Below are 17,719 nucleotides of genomic sequence, written 5' to 3' on the forward strand. Positions count from 1 at the left end.
TTAAAAAGCAACAAAGGCGGGTTTCAAACCCGCCTTTTTTGGGTGTTTAAATTGCTTGACCCAGGCGGCCAGCGAGATCCTGAATATATTGCCACGCAACACGGCCAGATCGGTTGCCGCGTGTGGTTGACCAGGTCAGTGCTTCTGCATGCATCGCCTGCGGATCGTAATCCAGCTTGTAATGTGCGGCATAACCGTCGACCATCGCCAGATAGTCATCCTGACTGCACTTATGGAAACCGAGCCACAGACCAAATCGGTCCGACAGCGAAACCTTTTCTTCGATCGCTTCCGATGGATTAACGGCAGTCGAGCGCTCATTATCAATCATATCGCGCGGCATCAGATGGCGGCGATTGGACGTTGCATAGAAAATTACATTGTCCGGGCGGCCTTCAACGCCGCCTTCAAGCGCTGCTTTCAACGACTTATAGGACGTGTCGTCGTGATCGAACGACAGATCATCGCAAAACAGAATGAAGCGATAGGGCGCTTCCTTGATGATGTTCATCAGGGCAGGGAGACTGTCGATATCTTCGCGGTGAATTTCAACGAGCTTGAGTGGTGGTTTGCCAACCATTTCCGCATTGACGCTGGCTTGCGCTGCTTTGACGAGCGATGACTTGCCCATCCCGCGTGCGCCCCAAAGCAGAACATTGTTCGCGGGGTAACCTTTGGCAAAGCGGCGGGTATTATCGACAAGCTGATCGCGGACAAGATCAACGCCGCGAATGAGCGCGATATCAACGCGGTTGACGCGCTTGACCGGATCAAGGGTCAGCCGCTCCGGTGCCCAGACGAAGCAGTCGGCGACTTCAAGGTCCGGGACGCCTGGCTGTGGCGGTGCTATGCGTTCCAGAGCAGCGATCAGGCGATCGAGTTTCTGGCTGAGTATATTTTCCGTCGTCATTCCATACCCTCAGATGATGAGGCTCAGGGCTTAACATGCCACAGCATGCAGGAAAAGTGTTAGACCTTGACTGAGTAAAGTCATCGTCGGTTGCAATTGGCGCACTAACCATTGTAATGCCATTAAGAATTTGTCTTCGAGACTTCAGAGGAGTTCCTAATGTTCGTAACCCCGGCTTTTGCACAAGCCTCCGGCGGCGCCGCTGGACCAGATATGCTCATGAGCATTCTGCCATTCGTTTTGATCTTCGTGATCATGTATTTCCTCATCATCCGCCCACAGCGTACGCAGATGAAAAAGCGTCAGGAAATGCTGGCTGCTGTTCGTCGCGGTGATACGGTTGTCACCGGTGGTGGTATCGTCGGAAAGGTCCTGAAGGTTCATGACGACGGCGAACTCGACGTTGAAATCGCTGAAGGCGTTAAGATCCGCGTTCTGCGCAGCGCTCTTTCGGAAGTGCGCGTTAAGGGCGAACCAGTCGCCGACAACAAAAACAAATAATTTTATAAGACTGATGGAGTCCCGGTAAGGTTTCCATAACCGGGGCTCTATCATTATCGTGCATGTCCCGGCAACTGCCGTGGTGCTTTCACATGGCTGGAGAGCAGTTCGCGAAATGCGCTCTGGCACGATCTATACAAGCCGAAACGGATTTGTTGCCCGATGCTTTATTTTTCACGTTGGAAATCGGCTTTGATCTGGTTGGCAATCATTGCCAGCTTCATCATAGCGTCGCCTAATTTTTTCTCGCGTGAAACACTGGCCAATCTGCCCGGATTTTTGCCGACAAAGCAGGTGGCGCTTGGGCTCGACCTTTCCGGTGGTTCTCGCCTCATTCTTCAGGTGCAGAATCCTGGCAGCGGCGATCTTGATCGCACCAAAAACATTATGCGGCAGCGCCTTGAAGAACTGGGCTACGGGAGCCCGGTCGTTGAGGAAGAGGGCCGCAACCGTATTCGCGTAGAAGTTCCGGGCCTTTATGACGCTCAGCTTCTAAAAGATATTCTTAGTATCCGGGGTAATCTTTCGTTTCGTGCGGTTGATGACAGCATGTCACCCGACGATGCGATCCGCGGAGCCCCCCCAGCCGACAGCAAGATTATTTATTCCTATGATGATCCGCCGGTTGGTTATCTTGTAAAAAATGAGCCGGTTTTTACCGGTGAAGATGTCACCGATGCAAAAGCCACGCTTTCCGAAGATGATAATGAGCCCGTCATTACACTGACGCTTGATGAGAAGGGGCGCCGCAATCTCGCAGCTGCGACCGCTCATGCTATCGGCAAAAGCTTCGCAATCGTTGTCGACAATCAGGTTGTTTCTGCACCTGTTGTCAGCGAGCCGCTTGATACGGATGAATTGCAGATATCAGGCGCATTCGATCTGCAATCTGCCAATAATATGTCGGTGGTTTTGCGCTCCGGTGCGTTGCCTAAGGCTGTAACGGTTCTCGAAGAACGCACAATTGCATCTGCGCTCGGCGATGATTATGCGAGCGCCGCTGTTTCCGCAGCGCTTCTTGCAGCGTTTCTTGTCGGCCTGTTCATGATCCTGTCCTATGGCGTGCTTGGCGTGATCGCCATGGTCGCGCTCGCCGTCAATGTGATTATCCTTGTGGCAATCATGTCCTTGATCGGCGCATCGATTTCACTGGCCAGTGTGGCCGGTATCGTGCTGATCATTGGCATGGCGGTTGATGCCAATATTCTGATTTATGAGCGTGTGCGCGAAGATCGCCGCAAAGGCTATTCAGTCGTTCAGGCAATGGAATCGGGCTTTTATCGCGCGCTTTCAACCATTGTTGACGCCAATCTTACGACCATGATTGCGGCTCTGGTGCTGTTCTTGATGGGGTCTGGACCGGTTCATGGCTTTGCACTCACCGTCACAATCGGTATTCTCACGACGCTGTTTACGACGCTGACCTTTACGCGTCTGCTGATCGCCCAGTGGGTTCGGACCGCAAAGCCGAAAGAAATTCCGAAGCGCCGTTTGAAGCTCGTTCCAACCGTTACGCATATTCCGTTTATGCGTCTTCAGTTCGTGACGCTTGGCATCTCGGTTCTTGCATGCGCAATCGTTGTCGCGCTGTTCGTCAATATCGGCATCAACTACGGTATTGATTTCCGTGGTGGCTCGATGGTGGAGTTGCAGGCGCGCAGCGGGGATGCAAATCTGCCTGATATTGAAGAACGCATGAGCGAGCTTAATATTGACAGTGCACGTGTTCTTCCCGCCAAATCGCCACGCTCGGCTCTTGTGATCATCGGCAGTCAGGAAGTTGGCGACGATGCGGAACAGACAGTTGCAGTCAAACTGCGCGGCGAATTTGAGCCGGATTATTCGTTCCAGCGCGTTGAAGTTGTCGGGCCTACTGTTTCCGAGCAACTCTCCCAGGCAGGTCTTTTGGCGCTGTTTTTGTCGTTGGCCGGTATCTTTGTCTATGTCTGGATCCGATTCCGCTGGCAGCTGGCGCTCGGTGCGGTTCTTTCGACGCTCCATGACGTTATCATTCTTGCGGGTGTGTTCATTGTCTTCCGTATGGAATTCAATCTCTGGAGCGTAGCAGCGGTTCTGACGATTATTGGTTATTCGCTCAACGATACGATCGTGATCTATGACCGCGTGCGTGAAAATTTGAAGCGCTACAGCAGTGCGCCACTGCCTGCGATTATTGACGCTTCCATCAATCAAACCCTCTCGCGAACATTACCGACAGCCTTTGTGACTTTCATTGCGCATGTTCCGCTCTATATGTTCGGTGGTGCTGATATTCGCATGTTCGCATTGGCATTGAGTGTAGGGATTATCGTAGCGACTTATTCTTCGATCTTTATTGCAGCGCCTCTGCTCGTGCAGTTCGGCCTCAAGCCGCGTGCAGCCGATGGTGATGATGCAATGGGCGACGATCTTGCGAAGTCGCTCAATCTGGATAACTAAAATGGTAAAAGGCATAGAAATTCGAGAGGCTCACTTTCCGGGCCGTGCACCCATTGATGCATATGGCAATGGCGGTTTCCGCTTTGCAGAGATGTCTCATATTGGCTCGATCCTGTGCTTGCCGTCAGGCATTCATGGCTGGCAACCACACACGCCGCCGGTCCTGTCGTGTGATGATCTCGGCGCTATTCTCGAACAGGCAAATGACATCGAAATTCTTCTGGTAGGCACCGGAATGGATCTGCGCCGTATTCCCGAGGATGTTCGCGCTTTGCTGCGCGAGCATCGTATTTCGTCTGATCCAATGAGCACGGGCGCTGCTGTGCGCACCTATAATGTGCTGCTTGCGGAAGATCGTGCCGTTGCGGCCGCACTCATTGCGGTAGACTGATTTCCATGAACCAGAATGAAGACCATTGCCTGACGCTTCTGCGCGAAGCCGACCGGGATCGTTATCTTTCAGTGCTTTATGCGCCAGAAGACAAACGTGGCGGGTTAGCAGCGCTTTATGCTTTTAACGTAGAAATTGCCCGCATTCGTGATCTGGTGCATGAGCCACTACCCGGTGAAGTGCGTCTGCAATGGTGGCGTGATCTCATCAATGGTGAAGAACGCGGAAGCGCGGATGCGCATCCGGTTGCAGCAGCCCTGATCGACACGATCAATAAATATGATCTGCCGCGCGTGGCTTTCGATAATTATTGCGAAGCGCGCATTTTCGATCTCTACGATGACCCGATGCCAAGCCGGAATGATCTGGAAGGCTATTGCGGCGAAACCGCTTCGGCACTGATCCAGCTTGCTGGGTTTATTCTTGATCGTGATGCTGCCCAACAGCATACTGAAACGATTGGCCATGCGGGTGTTGCACAGGCGGTGTCAGGGCTCTTGCGTCTAATGCCTGTTCATCGTCGTCGTGGGCAGCTTTATGTGCCTGGGGATATGTTGCAGGCGGTTGGCGTGACGCGTGACGCCTTCCTCGGTAATGAAGATAAATCTGCGCATGAGCGCGTGATCACTGTTATGACCGCGCTTGCACGCGAGCATCTGGCATTTTTTGACAAGGCCAAAAAGAACCTGCCTAAAAGTCTCGGTCCGGCATTTCTGCCGATGGCACTTGTTCCTGATTATCTCAAGTCCGTTGAACGGCTTGGTGGTAAAGCTGCCGATCAGGTCGCCGATCTCTCAGCCATACGCAAACAATGGCTGATGTTTCGCGCTAATTTTTAAAAAGAGGCGGTTTTCTGCGTAAGAAAACCGCCTTATCACTTTGATTTATAATCTCTTTCGAAATTATGCGTCGCTATCAAGCCATTGCTTGAAATCGCTGAGTGCGCGTTGAGACAAGGCGCGCTTTTTAGCAATCGTCTTTTCCTTGCCGCGCAGCCGCGTGCCTTCCGGCTTTGGTACGTCGATTGGTGGAAACAGGCCAAAATTCACATTCATTGGCTGGAATGAGCGTTTGCCGGGTTCATCGTCGTCAGCAACGATGTGGCCTCCCGTAATGTGGCCGAGCAGGGCACCAAAAGCGGTGGTCTGCGGTGGCGCAACAGGCGTCTTGCCGAGCTTTTCAGCAGCGGTAAAACGTCCGGCCAGGAGACCAATAGCCGATGATTCGACATAACCTTCACAGCCGGTAATCTGGCCAGCGAAACGCAGATTTTCGCGAGACTTCAACCGCAGCACATTATCAAGCAGCACTGGCGAGTTAAGGTACGTGTTGCGATGCAGACCACCCAGACGCGCAAACTCGGCATTCTCAAGACCGGGAATCATTTTGAAGATGCCGGTCTGGGTGCCGTACTTAAGCTTCGTCTGAAAGCCGACCATATTATAGAGCGTGCCCAGCGCATTATCCTGGCGCAACTGCACAACCGCATAGGCCTTGACCGTCGGATTATGCGCGTTGGTCAGGCCCATCGGCTTCATCGGGCCGTGACGCAGTGTTTCAGCACCACGCTCGGCCATAACTTCGATTGGCAGGCAGCCATCGAAATAGGGCGTGCCTTCCCATTCCTTGAAATCGGTCGTATCGCCTTCAATGAGGGCTGCAACGAAAGCCTCATACTGCTCCTTATCCATGGGGCAGTTGATATAATCCTTGCCGGTGCCGCCGGGACCGACCTTGTCATAGCGCGACTGGAACCAGCACACATCCATATTGATCGAATCAAAGTGAATGATCGGCGCAATGGCATCGAAGAAGGCGAGCGCATCAGCACCTGTCTGTTCCTGAATGGCTTTCGCAAGAGCCGGTGCCGTTAACGGACCGGTTGCTACAATCGTTGTGCCCCATTCTTCCGGGGGCAGGCCGGTGATTTCTTCGCGCTCTATGCTAATCAGCGGGTGCGCTTCGAGTTTCGCTGTCACTGCCTGCGAAAAGCCCTCGCGGTCAACTGCGAGTGCGCCACCAGCCGGAACCTGATGCGCGTCGGCGCACGCCATGATCAGCGAACCGGCAAGACGCATTTCGGCATGAAGCACGCCGACAGCATTGGTTTCTGCGTCGTCAGAGCGGAAGGAGTTCGAACAGACGAGTTCTGCAAGCTGCTCCGTCTTATGCGCATCTGTGCCGCGAACCGGCCGCATTTCATGCAGAACCACAGGCACGCCGGCCTGCGCAATTTGCCACGCGGCTTCGGAGCCTGCGAGACCGCCACCAACGACATGTACGGGGGAGAGATTGGTATCTTTTGACATGGCAAATCCCTTACCTTCTTTGCCTGTCGCCTTCAATGGGAGAAGAGCCCAGCAGTTCGGAAAGAGTACCACAAAAACAAATGGCATCCGGCGCGGGAGGAGGTGCGACGGATGCCATTATTGTCAGACCGGAATTGGGAGGAGGAGAGACCGGTCTTAGTATCGCAAAGCATGGGAGGAGGAGTGCTTTGCGACAAACCGGGCCTGATGGGAGGAGGATTCAGGCCCAGCAAAATGAATTCTATTTAGCGAGCCTTGGACTGACGCGCTACATAAGGAATGTCTGCGCGGGAAATGCCGAGGTCGTTGAGTTCGCGAGTCGAAAGCTGGTTGAGCTCATTGACAGTATCGCGGTAACGGCGCCAGTTGTTGTAAGAGCGTACGAGGTTCATGGTATTATTCCTTCATCGTTGAGGAACTGTGGTTCAATTCATCTTTTCTGTGTTCATGATATAACGCATTGTTTTCGTTAGTTGCAGGCCCGAGTTTGCATAGCTGCCTTGCGGGTTCTGCAACACACGCTAAATCGATTAGACTGGTCGGGCACAAATTTGCCTCAAACTGATTTGCGTTGCCTCTTTGCCAGCTGGCGAGTTTCCTATATGTTCCCAATCACTTGAATTAAATTTAGCATCAACAGATAGATCGTTCAGGAGTTGTTTTGTCGTTTTCAGTTTCCGTAGAGCGCCTGATCGAGCGTTGGCAGGATGACGGCCTTATCGACGCCGAAACCGCCTCGCGTCTCAATGTTGATCTTAAAAAACGGGGACCACGCTTCAGTCTTGGCTCGGTGCTGGCCACACTGGGGGGGCTGCTGCTCGGTGCCGCTGTCATCATGCTGATTGCCGCCAACTGGCAGGACATGCCGCGCATCATGCGGATCGGTCTTGTCTTCGCGCTTATCTGGGCCTGTTATCTCGGTGGTGCATGGCGGCAATTGCGTGGCGACAAAGTGCTTCCGCAGGCCCTTTATATCGTTGGCGCTGCATCATTTGGTGCAGGTATCGCGCTTGTCGGTCAGATGTATCATCTGTCGGGCGATGTGCATTTGGCAGCACTTGTCTGGACCGGTGGCGTCTTAGCCGCTGCCTTGCTGTTGCGCTCGTCCGTTCTGACAGCGTTTGGTGCGGGCGTGGCCTGCTTCTATCTCTCCACCTATGTATATGACAATAATTATGGTGATCTCAGTTACCGCCTGATTGGACCGCTGCTCGTGCTGATTGGCGCTGCTGTGGCGCGCTATACCCGATCCCGTCATGCGGCGCATTTGTGGTGCCTGTTTGTACTTGGCTGGGCGTTACTTCTTTATGTCGAGAATGAAAACCGTATGATTCTCGGCTTGATGCTTCTGTTCGGCATGGCATTCATGCTGGCGGATGCTTTCGCACATGATGCACTTCAGAAGCTGACGCGCTTTGCGCATCCTCTTGCGTCTTACGGTCTGCTGCTCGCATTGCTGGCGCTTGGCATCTTGCAGGTTGACAGAATGTTCTCTTATTCCACGCCCGAGGGCATAGCGCATGATGTTATTTATGGCATCTTCGTTCTCGCACTTTCTATTGGAGCGCTTGCAATATGCGGACGCGACAATGGCAGTTTGCGTTCTATTGCTTATGCGGCCTTCTCGTTTGAAGTGCTGTATCTGGCCTTTGCGACGGTTGGTTCGATGATCGGCACGTCAGGATTTTTCCTTACAGCCGGTATTCTGGTGCTTCTTCTCGCTGCTTTTGTGCGCCGTATGGAAAACAGGTTCGGCCGAAAGCGCGGGCCGGAGGTGCAGCAATGAGTGTTATGAAAAGCAAATGGCTTTATGCAGGTGCGGTTGCGGCCGCATTGCTTCAAACAGGCATTTTATATTCGAGTATTGAAAAGCGCGCCTCTGTGCTGCGGTCTGGCCATGAAGTGGTGTTGCAAACCCAGCCAGTCGATCCTCGCGATTTGATGCGTGGCGATTATGTCATCCTCGGCTATGATATTTCGACGATTGCGCTGACGCGCATTCAAGGAAAACCTCCCCGCGATGCTCGCGATGTCTATGTGGCGCTGAAACCCGATGCTAACGGCATATGGCATTTTTCACGCGCGGCTTTCGTGCCTTTCACGGACCTCGCTTCTGATGAAGTGCAGATTCATGGGGAATCAAATTATGTAATCCCTGATTATTCCGATGCCACCATCAACCTGCGCTACGGCATAGAACGCTATTATGTGCCCGAAGGTGAGGGGCGTGAGATCGAAGACAGCCAGCGAGATTTAAGCATTACAGCGGTGGTTGCCATCGACGATAAGGGCACAGCTGTCATGAAGGCTTTGCGTGATAATGGTGTGCCGCTTTACGAAGAGCCGCTTTATTAATATCGCTGCTTTCGAAAAGGGGCTTGGCTCTTGCGACAGGATCGCTATATAGGGGCAGAAAGCACGAAAGCGCTTCGGCTTGAAAGAGCTGGCAAATCAATGCCGGTAAAAAGGCTTTTTTCCTTTGAACCGGGAAAATTGAATGATATAGAGACGCGCGCTTTCGAGGGCAGTTCAATATCTGAGACGAATTCAGTGCGTTCGGTTGAATGCACTTCGGCTTAGAAGCGGATATGGCGAAATTGGTAGACGCACCAGATTTAGGTTCTGGCGGGAGACCGTGGGGGTTCGAGTCCCTCTATCCGCACCATAACTCTCACATAGAAAATCAGCTAAAGCATTGTAATTAAACAATAAATCGACAATTGAAAAATTGTTGATTTACAAGTTCGCCCGAAATTGTGATACATAACGCGCTACATGGTGGGTTTTTTACGCTGTTTTGAGGTGCGTTTATGGGGCGGTTTACGAACAAAAAGGACCCGGATCGGTTCCTGTTCGAGCGGGCTGGCAATTATTATTATCGTCGCCGTGTCCCCGGAAATATCTCTCATGTCGATGAGCGAGCGCCAACGATTCGCGTTTCGCTCAAGACTGACGATCTGGCACTTGCCAGATCCAAGCGTGATTTGATGGAAGAGGCTGACAATATCCTCTGGGCATCGATGATCATGGATGAGCCGCGTGATCCTGCCCGCGCGCGCTATGAGGCTTCTATGCGCCGAATAGAGGCACTTGGGCTTACTTACAGATCCTCGCATGCCATGGCCGCAAATTCTTCGCTGGAAGAGATTGTAACGCGACTTGAAATGGTCGCCACACAAAGGATGCCGCAGGAGCTGGCGCAAGGTGTGGCAGGTATGATCCCTGTGCCACCAGTGACCGTCAGCAAGGCATTCGAGATTTACTGTGATGAGATCGTTCCCGATGAGCTGGTCAATAAAAGTGCTGTTCAGAAAGCGCAGTGGAAAAAGGTGAAGCTGCGCGCGGTGAATAACTTCATCCAGATCGTCAGTGACAAGGCTATGATCGACATCACGCGCGATGATGCGATGAAGCTCTATCGCCACTGGCTGGAGCGGATCGCCCCAAAGGATGGCAAAATTACTCACTCTGCCTCGTCAGGCAATCGCGACATCGGAAACATGCGTGTGCTGTATGACGCGTATTTCAATTACATTGGCGAAGAGGGAAAGCAGAACCCGTTTGCTCGCCTGAATTTCTCGAACAAGAAAAAGCGTTCTCGTCCGCCGTTCCCGCGTGAATGGCTGATCAGCACGATCATGAAGCCGGGCAATCTCGACACGCTGAATGATGAGGCAAGGGGAATCGCGCTTGCTTTGATTGAAACAGGTGCACGTCCAAGCGAACTGGCGAACCTTTCGCCATCATCAATCCGCCTTACGCACAAAGTGCCGCATATCGCGATAGAGCCGCGCGATGATCCGGACGATCCGCGCGAGATTAAAACCTCGTCATCGGAGCGTATCGTGCCACTGGTGGGGGTAGCACTGGCTGTATTCCAGAAACATAAGGAAGGCTTTCCGCGCTATCGAAACCGCGAGAATGACCTGTCAGCTACGTTGAACAAGTATTTTAAGGAAAACAGCTTGTTTCCAACGCCAAACCATAAGATCTACTCGTTCCGGCATTCATTCGAAGATCGCATGAAAGAAGCAAACATTGACGACGAGCTGCGCCGGATATTGATGGGGCACACAATCGAACGCCCACGCTATGGCATGGGCGGGTCACTTGAATGGCGTCGTGATGAGTTGAAGAAAATTGCGCTGCCGTTCAGTCCGATGATCGTCTAGCCGTTGAGCGCTTGGCGACCCGTCTCTGTGATGTGCTTTGCATCTTCAAGCTGCATTGCTGTCTCCTGTATGGCGTACAGGCTTGAGAAAGCAAATCCAGTGCGTGTTCGCCTGCTTGCCGGACACATGCCCGACAACGGGCTGAACATCAGTGAGCGCGAGAATTTCCCGCACTTTGATCTGCGTTTCGTTCCATTTGAAAATCAGTGTGCCGTGGGGTTTCAAAACGCGGAAAGCTTCGGCAAATCCCTGCCGCAGATCCTCACGCCATGTCTCGCGGCACAGTGCGCCATACTTTGCCCGCAGCCAGCTTCTCTCACCAGCATTAACCAGATGCGGTGGATCAAAGACGACAAGACTGAATGCTTCGTCGTTAAAAGGCAGGCTGCGGAAGTCCATAATGCGATCTGGCGAAATGATTAACTCGCGGCCGTCGCATAGAACGTGGCTTTCTTCGCGTATATCTCCGAACACAGCCCGGTCATCTTTCTTGTCAAACCAGAACATGCGAGAGCCGCAGCACATATCAAGGATGGGCTTCATTCCGACGCTCCCGTTGAGACTGGGAGGCTAAGGAAGGTGCGAGCTTCGTCAATTTCCTTTTCGAATCGGTCGGCATCAATAACAACAATGCGGGAATAGTCGATGTAGTAGGAAAAAACGCCGGATTGCTTGGAACTCCAAAACCTCCAAAACTCCCTGAGCCAATCGTAATCTTTGATAAGATCGCGTGCATCTTCGTGATGATGGTCAGCAAGGTAGCAATCGATAGCTTCCTCCAGATCGAAGCTGAATACGTCCTCTGTGGTGCAATAAACCCACGCTGGCAGTAATGCCTTAATGTTTTCCTCGGTCGGCTGTTCATCGTTGCATTTGTCTTCGGCTATCCGTTCGGAATAGCGCTCAATCAGCGCATCGATGCTCTCGAAATAGTCGTCTTCATCGCCATCGCATGTCACCCAGCCATCGTAATTTTCTACGATTTCCGCATTAATCAATCGGCTCGCCAGCATCCTGCGGCGCGACCTTTCCTGATAATCTTCGGTATCCATGAGCATCGATTTCTCGGCCCATTCACGCTCGTAAAATACGCGCTTGCCGTCCGATGTCGCAAAACAGTTCGGGCTGTCGTGGTCAACTCGAATCCGCAAGGGGAGAGGTTTGGAATGATCGTGATCGTCTGGTACGCGCACTGTAATATGCTGGCAGTTGACAGGTAAACCGTCGAGGCGTGGTTCTGCATTATTGGCAGCCGTGGCGGGGCGGTTGTCGAGTGCTTTGGCAATTGCGCCCGGCGCGATGCCGCGATCTGGATCACCACGCACAAGTAATTCCTGAACGTCTGCCGGAATACCAGCTTCGGAAAGAGCAACCATTGCGGCTGTTGTTTGGTCAAGCTTCAATTCATTCGCCATTGGATTGTGCCTCCGGGGCTGGAATATGAAATATGTTCTTGTCAGCGCCGCATGATGGGCAAGTGATTGAAGCTAATCGCCTCGAAAACTCTGACATTTCCATGGGGGTGTGAAGTCCGATCCACTCGTGATCGCAGCTGCCACAGCGTAGCCAGAATGGCTTTGCTTCGGGCGGGGTGAGACGTTCCGGCCAATGGGTGTCGCCACGCTTGCGCTTGGCCTCGACGGCAACATCATAGCTTTTGCGTGAATCGTCCCGCGGGTCATACTCGGTCATGCGTATGCCCTCACGCTAGAGGCCTTGAGGAAGTCCACAAAGGGAATATCGCCAGCGTCATTCACATAGCGATAGACATCATAACGGGCCGCAGATCGCGATTTGGCTGTCACAATCTTCGACCATTCCCAGTACGAAACGACGAAAATCTTATTGTCGCGCAATTGTTTCAGGTGATCCGCCAGTGCGTGACGGCCAAGATCGGTGACGGCGAAGTACGCCATATCGCCGTTCTGTCCGCTTTTTCTCCAATGTAATGACTTGGAAAAATCCTTCGCAAGCTTGCTGTCTGTGCCGATGGCAAAGTAGTTTCGGTACGTTTCCTTGAGTGGGAACGTTGGGCGACCTAAAGCGTGGTCGATCAGATCCAAGGCTTTATCTTTAAGATAGCGGTTAACCGTCGGATTATCGTTCAGGATCATTAAAGTTCCTCGCGATCTGGATTCTGAATGCCGTAAAGAGCCGTTTTTGCGTCGGCAATAATGCGGTCAAGTTCCTTGAGACCCGCATATCCGTTGTGGCAATTGACCGGGAAATCCTTGTCCCATTTGATTAAACGTGTTGCGATGCCCGCCAGATCCCGTTCCCGCTTGGTCGCGGCGACGGCTGGCTTGCCGTCAAAATCGGTTCCAATTTCTTTGAAAGGATCACGAAGGGCGTACAGAGGCACAGCGAAGTATTCTTCGTTGTTCTCCATGGGGTCGCTTTCCAGTGTCCAACTGTCTTCCGACAGTGCGCGATGGCCGTTGAGATAGCCGAAAGGGCCGTAAAGATAACTGGCTGCTGATTGCGGAGAGATGAATACAGAATTGATTGCTTCCGCTATTTTTGAATACTGCTCATCGGTAATTCTGTGCGCAGCATCGTATGCTATGCCAAAAACGATTTCCCATAATTCGGGGCCGTCCAGCTTCACATATGGGACAACGCCCTTGCCGCCGCAGATTTCGCACAGCAATGAAGGATAGCCGACAAGGCAATGTTCATCCTGCTGGATCTTGGTGCATGCGCAGTCAACATATTGTTGCGCAGACAGATGCTTCGCTGCCATCGCGCCCCAGATATTGCGCACAAGTTCGCCATGATTCTCGCTGTCTTCCCAGACGAGATCCAGAGCAGCTTTAATCATTTCCGGCGTTGCGACCGTAGGTGCGCTGAAAAGGATAGGGCGGTCGCTCATTGAACTGACCCCGCCTCAACAAAGTACGGCGTTCCATCAGGTGTGACATCAAACCTGTAGGCGATACTGTCGCCCCACCAATAAATCTGAATGCTATGCTCACCGGCGCTCATAGGTCCGCTATCTTCGCCGCAGAGCTGAACCATATCATTCAGGTTGTCTACGACGTTCTCACCGTCTGATTCATAAAAGCAGTTTGCTTTGCTAGGATAATCACCGTCGATCCAAAATGAGCCATCCTCGGAAACGTGAAGTGTGAACCGGCCATACATTTCTGTCTGCTGGAAATGCACGATGTCCCCGACGCTGAGTTTGATCAGTCGGTGTTCTTGTTCTTCGATCTCGCTCTGTAGGGTGAGGTCATCTTTGCTCTTCTTCGGAATAACGATGAATGATCCGTCATCGCACTTGTGAATGAAATCGCTCGGATGGCGCAAAGTTGCGGGAATGTATTCATCCATCCATTCTGCGGGTAGGTACGTGATCTCATGGGTATTCATGTCAGGTCCTCTCGGCGCTATGCCGCTTGCGCTCGCGATTTGACGCGGTTGATTGCTTTTGCGACGATGTCATCAACGTCTCGCAATCCCTCCAGCTCGCTTTCCAGCCTTTGCCAAAGAGGGGCACCAAGGGCCGCTTCACCATTGCGCGCACCGGCCATGATGTTTGCGAGAATATCGAGCGCGTTTTCCACGCGCTCTGCTGTCATTGGAGGTTTCTTGCGAGATCTGGCCATTATTCAGTCTCGACAGGCTGTCCGCTCTTAAGCGTGTAATATGTGTCGGTTTTGATGCCGTCGCGGCCTGCAATGCCTGACCAAACGGAAACGATTTCCATCCGCTCGTTTCGCTCGACGAGGAATAGGGCGCAGCCTTCCTTGCCTCGCACCTTGCCTTCATATCCTGTTGCGGTGGCAGCGCTCCATCTACCTGATGCGGTGGCAGCGCTTCCGATACCTGTTGCGGTGGCAGCGCTTCGATTACCCGATGCAGTGGCAGCGCTCCAATCACCCGATGCGCTGGCAGCGCTCTCGATACCTGTTGCGGTGGCAGCGCTCCATCTACCTGTTGCGGTGGCAGCGCTCCAGTCACCCGATGCGGTGGCAGCGCTCCAGTCACCTGATGCGGTGGCAGCGCTTCGATAACCTGTTGCGGTGGCAGCGCTTCGATAACCTGTTGCGGTGGCAGCGCTCCATCTACCTGTTGCGGTGGCAGCGCTCCATCTACCTGTTGCGGTGGCAGCGCTCCGATCACCCGATGCGGTGGCAGCGCTCCATTCGCCTGTCACAGTCGCAACAGATCTGTCGCCCTGTGCTTTCACCAGCTCACGCTCTCCGGTCGCATGATTGCCGTCCACGCGCTTCGTCCGGTCGATGATGTACCGAACGGCTGCTGCGACAAGCTCCGGAATTTTCAACTCGCATTTGATGGTGATTTCTGCGGCTGCAATCTTGGTGTCGGAACCTTCCTTGCTGGTTTCGCCGGAAAGCTCGACCTCACCAAAGCGGCTTGATGCAGGCGCATAATATCTAAAAATATCAAGCGGATATTCGCAAGCGTGAAAGCCTTGCTCGCAGGCGATGACCGGACCGTCATGCGTGTAGCTCTTGCTCAATTCAAACTGGAAGTTGCGGCATTGAAGCTGAGCGTCAAAGCCCTTGTATGCCAATATCTTGGTCATCTTGGTTTAATTCCCTCTCGCGGGTGGATTTGAATGCCTGGATAAGTCTGTCAGCCGCTATTCGCGGGATCGCTTCGCGCCATTCGGGCGCGGCGGTGTGTGTAATCAGATCGGCTGTCGCTCTCAGAAGCCCGTCAATCAGCGCGTCTAAGGTTTGATCTGGCTTAAGTCCTGTGTCGCGAACCTCGCGCCAGTGCAGATAGATTGTGTCGAGCAAGACCTGTCGCGTTTCATCTGAGACGGTTTGTTTCAGATCGGTGCCGGTCCTTGGTGTCGACAATTTAAAGTGTCAGCCAAGAATGATTTGCGCGCCGACCGTGCTGACGACAAACACGCTCGCGATAAGCGATGCGATTGCAATCATGTGGTCGTAACGGCGGCGGCTTGCCTGATAAGCTATCGGAAGGTTGAAGCCACAATCGACCTCTGTCTTGAATTGGATTTCGTCATGCATGGTCATGCATCCTTGCCGGTTGTGATTGGCATTGGCCGTTCGCTCGCTTCGAAAAATCTGCACGATGATGCGTGGTGCGGTATGAGCCGTTTTGCCTTGTTGAGGATTGGCTTAAGGCAGTAAGCGTCCTTCGGTTTGCCGGGATGCTCTTTGTGTCTCTTGCTGTTTCGCTTCGGATTTTCGATCTTCTCGACGATATTTCCATCGGCGTCTTTGAGGCGTTTTTTTTTGCCCCATAGCTTGCACTCACGGCAGGTTGTGCCTTGCGGTCCGGTTCCTGCGATGTGCGCCTGTCCAAGAAAGGTGTTGCTGATTGGGCAATCAAAGTCCGCAGCTGTTAAGTGCGGCGTGATTGAAAGATGCGCTGCCATTAAAACCTCCATCGACAAGAGGCCGGATCAAGTGATCAGGCGTGGCTCGCAATTTGTTTGATGGAAAGGCGGCGAGCGAGTGCGACAGCGCGTTCGCCAAACTTCTCCACCATGTCGCGGGTGAAGCCATAATGCGCCAATGTATCGGGGGAGACGTTTTCACCTGCGAACGCCATTTCGCGCATCGTATCAGCCATTCTGGCGACGACCGTATCGCGGCAATTCTTGGCAGGTTTTGAAATAGGCTTCTTTTTAAATTTAATCATGGCTTGCTCTCCATCGCTGTAAACCCGCAAAGGAGAGATCGTGCCGTTACTCGTTACTCAACCGGCACGATCTGCTCGGTGGGGGCGAGTAGAGATATAATGGGGACAAATGTCCCCTGTCAATATAAAAAAGGAAATTTGTCCCTAAACTCCAAAAAGCTCATTCATGTCGAGGACTTTGTGCACGCTGACGATGTCCTCAAGTGAGAAGGTTAGCGTCATTTCTGGATTTAGTTTACCGATGACCAACTGCGTTGCTGTGCGCTTCACAAGATGTCCGATCATTGCATCGAAGGAAAGTCTGCCGTCGTTCTTAATCTGGATAACAACGCTATCGCCAACGCGTGCAGGCTTATGCGGGTTTATGAACCGCAGATCGCCGTGTCGGTGTTCAGGGTCCATTGAGGACCCTTCAACAAATATAGAATAAATGTCTCGGGAATTCATAAGAGCTGGTGGTCGTCTAACGTAGTCGATAACGCCCTCTGTCAACTGAAATGCTCCTTCCATAGAACCTGCGGCGGTTCCAAGCACAGGAACATCATTTGGCATTACTTGCCTTGATGGCGGGTTAACATTGGCGTTTTTAACATCGGTATTCGTAAATTCAACGCTCGGCTTTTCTACTACCGAATCATTTGCAGATATGAGTTGCGTAATGTCTACGTCGAGCGCTTTGGCTAGAGCTTCAAGAGTATTGCCGCGTGGTGACGCCGATGGTCGCTCGAATAACTTGCGCAGATACGTTTTGTCCAAGCCTGCCTTGCGACTGGCTTGTTCTGGTGTCAGATCAAGAGCTTCCAAGCGCTCTCGAATGCGCTTTTGAATAGTATTTTCCATACGGGGATTATCGTCCTCAGAGATTTGTCCGTAAGGGGGACAATTATCCATTGACAATGGGGAAATATGTCCCCTATGTTCCGCCAGAACGTAAGGATTAGTAGCGTTGGCGGTATCATCAGTGAAAAGCAGGCTCATCGAAAATCTCATTTCTGAAGCTGATCGCTATTGCGATTTAGCTGGGGTGTCGCGTTCGTCTGTTTCAAAGGCACTGTTTGGTCGTGGTGGTCATATTGACGATCTCATTGCTGGAAAGCGCGACCTTTCTACTGGCATATTCGAACGTGCCATGAATTGGTTGAAGGAGCAGTCTTGCACTGTTTCTGACGGTAATTCGCCCGATCACCTCCCATCGGGTGAAGCTGGAGCGCAGCGTTCTTCGGCTGGCTGCGCTCCAGCGTCTCATTCTGACAGTGCGGTGGCTCCATGAGTTCATCGTTTTCAGCCTTTCGTAAGCGTTGGGCGTGTGGCCCGCCAGTTTGAGTTGATGGCTAAGCTGTAACGGCAAGGCCTG

General features: G+C 52.6%; 24 protein-coding genes and 1 tRNA gene. 9 read left to right on the forward strand and 16 right to left on the reverse strand.

The genetic code is table 11. The features are described from left to right. Nucleotides 1–46: 46 nt before the first annotated feature. A complete protein-coding gene (locus OPR82_RS06100) occupies nt 47–910 on the reverse strand; it encodes an ATP-binding protein (protein ID WP_265983638.1) in 864 nt (287 codons plus the stop codon). Between the two features lie 159 nt (nt 911–1,069). Here OPR82_RS06100 and yajC point away from each other — a divergent pair, with 159 nt between their 5' ends. The 4 genes from yajC to OPR82_RS06120 all read left to right on the forward strand — a co-directional run bounded on the left by yajC (nt 1,070) and on the right by OPR82_RS06120 (nt 5,080). Next, entirely contained in the window at nt 1,070–1,411 is a 342-nt protein-coding gene (yajC, locus tag OPR82_RS06105) for a preprotein translocase subunit YajC (RefSeq protein ID WP_265983640.1), read from the forward strand. Between the two features lie 162 nt (nt 1,412–1,573). Continuing rightward, complete coding sequence (gene secDF, locus OPR82_RS06110) at nt 1,574–3,850, forward strand: protein translocase subunit SecDF (RefSeq protein ID WP_265983642.1); 2,277 nt, start codon at nt 1,574–1,576, stop codon at nt 3,848–3,850. 1 nt (nt 3,851) lies between these two features. Further along, nucleotides 3,852–4,241 (forward strand): Mth938-like domain-containing protein, encoded by a 390-nt coding sequence (locus OPR82_RS06115; protein ID WP_265983644.1) that lies wholly within the window; start codon nt 3,852–3,854, stop codon nt 4,239–4,241. 5 nt (nt 4,242–4,246) lie between these two features. Then, nucleotides 4,247–5,080: a phytoene/squalene synthase family protein gene (locus OPR82_RS06120; protein ID WP_265983646.1), complete on the forward strand. Its 834-nt coding sequence runs from the start codon at nt 4,247–4,249 to the stop codon at nt 5,078–5,080. 63 nt (nt 5,081–5,143) lie between these two features. On the opposite strand, the gene trmFO is transcribed toward OPR82_RS06120, so the two are convergent. Continuing rightward, nucleotides 5,144–6,550: a methylenetetrahydrofolate--tRNA-(uracil(54)-C(5))-methyltransferase (FADH(2)-oxidizing) TrmFO gene (gene trmFO, locus OPR82_RS06125; RefSeq protein WP_265983648.1), complete on the reverse strand. Its 1,407-nt coding sequence runs from the start codon at nt 6,548–6,550 to the stop codon at nt 5,144–5,146. Nucleotides 6,551–6,795: 245 nt separating this feature from the next. After that, a complete protein-coding gene (locus OPR82_RS06130) occupies nt 6,796–6,942 on the reverse strand; it encodes a DUF1127 domain-containing protein (RefSeq protein WP_265983650.1) in 147 nt (48 codons plus the stop codon). A 269-nt stretch (nt 6,943–7,211) separates the two neighbouring features. Here OPR82_RS06130 and OPR82_RS06135 point away from each other — a divergent pair, with 269 nt between their 5' ends. From OPR82_RS06135 to OPR82_RS06150, 4 genes are all read left to right on the forward strand, one after another. Next, entirely contained in the window at nt 7,212–8,336 is a 1,125-nt protein-coding gene (locus OPR82_RS06135; protein WP_265983652.1) for a DUF2157 domain-containing protein, read from the forward strand. Then, entirely contained in the window at nt 8,333–8,905 is a 573-nt protein-coding gene (locus tag OPR82_RS06140) for a GDYXXLXY domain-containing protein (protein ID WP_265983654.1), read from the forward strand. Before OPR82_RS06135 ends, OPR82_RS06140 begins: the two co-directional genes overlap by 4 nt. A 227-nt stretch (nt 8,906–9,132) precedes the next feature. Then, nucleotides 9,133–9,215 (forward strand) — tRNA-Leu (locus OPR82_RS06145). 145 nt (nt 9,216–9,360) lie between these two features. Then, on the forward strand, nt 9,361–10,722 hold the full coding sequence (locus OPR82_RS06150) for a DUF6538 domain-containing protein (RefSeq protein WP_265983655.1): 1,362 nt from the start codon (nt 9,361–9,363) through the stop codon (nt 10,720–10,722). 45 nt (nt 10,723–10,767) lie between these two features. Here OPR82_RS06150 and OPR82_RS06155 read toward each other — a convergent pair whose 3' ends face one another. From OPR82_RS06155 to OPR82_RS06215, 13 genes are all read right to left on the reverse strand, one after another. After that, nucleotides 10,768–11,265 carry a class I SAM-dependent methyltransferase gene (locus OPR82_RS06155; protein ID WP_265983656.1) on the reverse strand — a complete coding sequence of 166 codons (498 nt, stop codon included), beginning with the start codon at nt 11,263–11,265 and terminating at the stop codon, nt 10,768–10,770. After that, a complete protein-coding gene (locus OPR82_RS06160) occupies nt 11,262–12,137 on the reverse strand; it encodes a hypothetical protein (protein WP_265983658.1) in 876 nt (291 codons plus the stop codon). The genes OPR82_RS06155 and OPR82_RS06160 overlap by 4 nt, the downstream gene beginning before the upstream one ends. After that, on the reverse strand, nt 12,127–12,414 hold the full coding sequence (locus OPR82_RS06165; RefSeq protein ID WP_265983660.1) for a zinc-ribbon domain-containing protein: 288 nt from the start codon (nt 12,412–12,414) through the stop codon (nt 12,127–12,129). Before OPR82_RS06165 ends, OPR82_RS06160 begins: the two co-directional genes overlap by 11 nt. Then, nucleotides 12,411–12,836 carry a hypothetical protein gene (locus OPR82_RS06170; protein WP_265983663.1) on the reverse strand — a complete coding sequence of 142 codons (426 nt, stop codon included), beginning with the start codon at nt 12,834–12,836 and terminating at the stop codon, nt 12,411–12,413. Before OPR82_RS06170 ends, OPR82_RS06165 begins: the two co-directional genes overlap by 4 nt. Beyond that, nucleotides 12,836–13,594, reverse strand: coding sequence for a hypothetical protein (locus OPR82_RS06175; protein WP_265983665.1), 759 nt, complete (start codon nt 13,592–13,594; stop codon nt 12,836–12,838). The genes OPR82_RS06170 and OPR82_RS06175 overlap by 1 nt, the downstream gene beginning before the upstream one ends. Continuing rightward, nucleotides 13,591–14,094, reverse strand: coding sequence for a hypothetical protein (locus tag OPR82_RS06180; RefSeq protein WP_265983667.1), 504 nt, complete (start codon nt 14,092–14,094; stop codon nt 13,591–13,593). Before OPR82_RS06180 ends, OPR82_RS06175 begins: the two co-directional genes overlap by 4 nt. A 17-nt stretch (nt 14,095–14,111) precedes the next feature. Next, a complete protein-coding gene (locus OPR82_RS06185) occupies nt 14,112–14,303 on the reverse strand; it encodes a hypothetical protein (protein ID WP_265983669.1) in 192 nt (63 codons plus the stop codon). 26 nt (nt 14,304–14,329) lie between these two features. Then, entirely contained in the window at nt 14,330–15,274 is a 945-nt protein-coding gene (locus tag OPR82_RS06190; protein ID WP_265983671.1) for a DUF7666 domain-containing protein, read from the reverse strand. Beyond that, complete coding sequence (locus OPR82_RS06195) at nt 15,243–15,554, reverse strand: hypothetical protein (RefSeq protein WP_265983672.1); 312 nt, start codon at nt 15,552–15,554, stop codon at nt 15,243–15,245. Before OPR82_RS06195 ends, OPR82_RS06190 begins: the two co-directional genes overlap by 32 nt. Nucleotides 15,555–15,563: 9 nt before the next feature. After that, nucleotides 15,564–15,728: a hypothetical protein gene (locus tag OPR82_RS06200; RefSeq protein WP_265983674.1), complete on the reverse strand. Its 165-nt coding sequence runs from the start codon at nt 15,726–15,728 to the stop codon at nt 15,564–15,566. Between the two features lie 2 nt (nt 15,729–15,730). Next, the gene (locus tag OPR82_RS06205; RefSeq protein WP_265983676.1) at nt 15,731–16,099 is read right to left on the reverse strand and encodes a hypothetical protein; all 369 of its coding nucleotides are present in this window, start codon (nt 16,097–16,099) and stop codon (nt 15,731–15,733) included. A 35-nt stretch (nt 16,100–16,134) separates the two neighbouring features. Then, nucleotides 16,135–16,365 (reverse strand): hypothetical protein, encoded by a 231-nt coding sequence (locus tag OPR82_RS06210; RefSeq protein ID WP_265983677.1) that lies wholly within the window; start codon nt 16,363–16,365, stop codon nt 16,135–16,137. 144 nt (nt 16,366–16,509) lie between these two features. Beyond that, on the reverse strand, nt 16,510–17,343 hold the full coding sequence (locus tag OPR82_RS06215) for an XRE family transcriptional regulator (RefSeq protein ID WP_265983680.1): 834 nt from the start codon (nt 17,341–17,343) through the stop codon (nt 16,510–16,512). Here OPR82_RS06215 and OPR82_RS06220 point away from each other — a divergent pair. Next, the gene (locus OPR82_RS06220) at nt 17,327–17,635 is read left to right on the forward strand and encodes a hypothetical protein (protein ID WP_265983681.1); all 309 of its coding nucleotides are present in this window, start codon (nt 17,327–17,329) and stop codon (nt 17,633–17,635) included. The two genes, OPR82_RS06215 and OPR82_RS06220, sit on opposite strands and share 17 nt — an antisense overlap. The last annotated feature ends 84 nt before the right edge of the window (nt 17,636–17,719 follow it).

Source organism: Ochrobactrum chromiisoli (assembly GCF_026241335.1).
Classification (GTDB): Bacteria; Pseudomonadota; Alphaproteobacteria; order Rhizobiales; family Rhizobiaceae; genus Brucella; species Brucella chromiisoli.

Excerpts from the sequence above, each read along its gene's own strand:
- OPR82_RS06205 (WP_265983676.1), bottom strand. The coding sequence starts at position 16,099 with ATGGCAGCGCATCTTTCAATCACGCCGCACTTAACAGCTGCGGACTTT.
- OPR82_RS06160 (WP_265983658.1), bottom strand. The coding sequence starts at position 12,137 with ATGGCGAATGAATTGAAGCTTGACCAAACAACAGCCGCAATGGTTGCT.
- OPR82_RS06155 (WP_265983656.1), bottom strand. The coding sequence starts at position 11,265 with ATGAAGCCCATCCTTGATATGTGCTGCGGCTCTCGCATGTTCTGGTTT.
- OPR82_RS06165 (WP_265983660.1), bottom strand. The coding sequence starts at position 12,414 with ATGACCGAGTATGACCCGCGGGACGATTCACGCAAAAGCTATGATGTT.
- OPR82_RS06130 (WP_265983650.1), bottom strand. The coding sequence starts at position 6,942 with ATGAACCTCGTACGCTCTTACAACAACTGGCGCCGTTACCGCGATACT.
- OPR82_RS06120 (WP_265983646.1), top strand. The coding sequence starts at position 4,247 with ATGAACCAGAATGAAGACCATTGCCTGACGCTTCTGCGCGAAGCCGAC.
- OPR82_RS06215 (WP_265983680.1), bottom strand. The coding sequence starts at position 17,343 with ATGAGCCTGCTTTTCACTGATGATACCGCCAACGCTACTAATCCTTAC.
- OPR82_RS06140 (WP_265983654.1), top strand. The coding sequence starts at position 8,333 with ATGAGTGTTATGAAAAGCAAATGGCTTTATGCAGGTGCGGTTGCGGCC.
- trmFO (WP_265983648.1), bottom strand. The coding sequence starts at position 6,550 with ATGTCAAAAGATACCAATCTCTCCCCCGTACATGTCGTTGGTGGCGGT.
- OPR82_RS06190 (WP_265983671.1), bottom strand. The coding sequence starts at position 15,274 with ATGACCAAGATATTGGCATACAAGGGCTTTGACGCTCAGCTTCAATGC.
- OPR82_RS06210 (WP_265983677.1), bottom strand. The coding sequence starts at position 16,365 with ATGATTAAATTTAAAAAGAAGCCTATTTCAAAACCTGCCAAGAATTGC.
- OPR82_RS06170 (WP_265983663.1), bottom strand. The coding sequence starts at position 12,836 with ATGATCCTGAACGATAATCCGACGGTTAACCGCTATCTTAAAGATAAA.
- OPR82_RS06115 (WP_265983644.1), top strand. The coding sequence starts at position 3,852 with ATGGTAAAAGGCATAGAAATTCGAGAGGCTCACTTTCCGGGCCGTGCA.
- OPR82_RS06185 (WP_265983669.1), bottom strand. The coding sequence starts at position 14,303 with ATGACAGCAGAGCGCGTGGAAAACGCGCTCGATATTCTCGCAAACATC.
- OPR82_RS06180 (WP_265983667.1), bottom strand. The coding sequence starts at position 14,094 with ATGAATACCCATGAGATCACGTACCTACCCGCAGAATGGATGGATGAA.
- secDF (WP_265983642.1), top strand. The coding sequence starts at position 1,574 with ATGCTTTATTTTTCACGTTGGAAATCGGCTTTGATCTGGTTGGCAATC.
- OPR82_RS06175 (WP_265983665.1), bottom strand. The coding sequence starts at position 13,594 with ATGAGCGACCGCCCTATCCTTTTCAGCGCACCTACGGTCGCAACGCCG.
- OPR82_RS06150 (WP_265983655.1), top strand. The coding sequence starts at position 9,361 with ATGGGGCGGTTTACGAACAAAAAGGACCCGGATCGGTTCCTGTTCGAG.
- OPR82_RS06200 (WP_265983674.1), bottom strand. The coding sequence starts at position 15,728 with ATGCATGACGAAATCCAATTCAAGACAGAGGTCGATTGTGGCTTCAAC.
- OPR82_RS06100 (WP_265983638.1), bottom strand. The coding sequence starts at position 910 with ATGACGACGGAAAATATACTCAGCCAGAAACTCGATCGCCTGATCGCT.
- yajC (WP_265983640.1), top strand. The coding sequence starts at position 1,070 with ATGTTCGTAACCCCGGCTTTTGCACAAGCCTCCGGCGGCGCCGCTGGA.